General features: G+C 68.0%; 1 protein-coding gene and 1 pseudogene. Both read left to right on the top strand.

What is annotated here, in order from left to right; genetic code table 11:
• Window positions 1–1,656 (top strand): SUMF1/EgtB/PvdO family nonheme iron enzyme (locus tag N878_RS18845; protein ID WP_021445134.1); only part of this gene is annotated, 1,656 nt, incomplete at its 5' end.
• 88 nt (window positions 1,657–1,744) lie between these two features.
• Window positions 1,745–2,040, top strand: a pseudogene (locus N878_RS18840) (type VI secretion-associated lipoprotein TagQ); the annotation flags it as partial.

Genomic DNA, 2,040 nt, shown 5'->3' with positions numbered 1-2,040 from the left:
GCGGTACCCGCGCCGGCGCCAGGCAGCCCGGCCGATTACAACCCCAAGCCGCTGGAAGACGACGTCAGCCTGCCGCTGCCCTGCGGCGGCGAGATGGTCTTCCGCCACGTCTATATCCTCGCCCGCGGCACCCTGGACGACCGCGAGATCAGCCTCGGCTACCCCTTCAGCGAGGACGAGCCGGGCTACCAGCAGTCCTTCATCTCCGGCTACCGGCGCGATTTCATCAACGGCCAGTTCGTCGTCGAGGACCTGCCCGAGGACTGGCGATCGCGCATCGCCCCGACCCTGCCGATCCGCCAGGACGACGAGCTGCTCAAGCCCATGCTGTATTTCGTCGGCAAGTACGAGGTCACCGAGCGCCAGTACCAGCAGGTGATGGATCAGGCGCCGGCCCTGGTCGAAGGTGGCGAGGAGGTCTGCACGCCGGTCGCCGGCGGGGTGATGGCGCGCCGGCCCAAGGTCAATCTGTCGCGCTTCGAGGCCGAGCGCTTCGCCGCGGTGTACAGCGCCTGGCTGCTCAGGCACCACCGCGAACGCCTGCCGATCAGCGGCCGCGGCGAGAGCCTGGAAGACGGCGGCGTCGGCTTCGTGCGCCTGCCCACCGAGGTGGAATGGGAGTTCGCCGCCCGCGGCGGCCATGCAGTCAGCCGTCAGGAGCTGGAGGCGCGGTTGTTTCCACGGCGCGAGGAGGGCGTCGACGGCGATGGCCCCTTGGCCGACTGGGCGGTGTTCACCCAGGTCGCCGGCGGCACGGGGCAGGGCGCGCGGCTGCTGCCGGTGGGCAGCAAGAAGCCCAACCCGCTGGGGCTGCACGACGTGATCGGCAATGCTGCCGAGATGGTCCACGATCCCTTCCAGATGGTTCACGCCGGACGCCGCCAGGGCACCTATGGCGGCTTCGTGGTCAAGGGCGGCAACTACCTGGAAGGTGAGCTGACCCTGTTCACCGGCATGCGCCGCGAATACCCCTCGTTCGCCGCCGACGGCAGCGAACAGCGCAACGAGACCACCGGCTTTCGCGTCGCCCTGGGCGCGCTGTCGGCGCCGCGCTCGCGCTATCAGGAGCTGTTCGAGCAATGGCAGAGGGAAGGGCGCCTGGCCGGCCTGACCGACGAGATCGAGGATGCCGACGACCCGACCCTGCTGCTCGACAGCATCATCGCCGGCAGCGAAGACCCTGAACTGCAGGCGCGCCTGGCGCTGATCAACGAGGAGCTCAAGCGCAACGTCTCGCTGATCGCCCAGCAGCGCCAGGAGGCCGCGGCCAACCTGATCCAGTCCGCGGCGCTGGTGGCCGAGACGGTCAACAACTACAACATCCGCCTGACCAACCTGCAGAACAGCCTGAACCAGGCGCGCCAGGCCCAGGATCAGACCGCGACGAAACTCTACGAGTCGGCCATCGCCAACGGCCGCAGCGCGCTGGACGGTGCAGTGAGCATCTATATCGACAACCTGGCCACCGGCACCCGCTACAGCGATGCGGTGATCCAGGCGCAGTTCCAGCGTACCCGTCAGGAGCTCGAGCGCCAGCCGGTGCTGGGCAAGAGTCTGGTGAAACGGGCTACGCTGTTTGTGAAGCATGTGGGCGAGTACCGCCTGCAACGCAAGGCTGATCCGGCGGCGATTCTCAAGGAGCTGCTGGCACCCTGACGTAGGAGAGCAGGCTGCGGGTGAGGGGCGCTGTACGCTCGAGCCGGCCCGGGATGGAATCAGACAACTCAAGCATGAGGCCAAGACCATGGAATATCCGCAGCAGATTCGCTTTCTACGCTCCTCCCTGATGTTCGCCGGCGCCTTTTCCGTCCTGTTGCTGGGCGGCTGCGCCAGCGTCGGTGGTGGGGTCAGTGCCAAGGTGGCCAAGACCACCCAGGCCAACTACTACCCGGCCTGTTACGAGCCGGTCAATCACCTGCGTGCCTCCGACGCGGCGATGCAGAAATCGGTGACCACCGGCGCGGTCACCGGCGGTCTGCTCGGTGGCCTGGCCGGCGCCCTGAGCGGCGGCGACCACGCCGGGCGCAATGCCCTGATCGG

Source organism: Pseudomonas sp. EGD-AK9, assembly GCF_000465935.2.
Classification (GTDB): Bacteria; Pseudomonadota; Gammaproteobacteria; order Pseudomonadales; family Pseudomonadaceae; genus Aquipseudomonas.
Note: the sequence above shows the minus strand (reverse complement) of the source record. Positions and strands in the feature narration are given on the sequence as shown.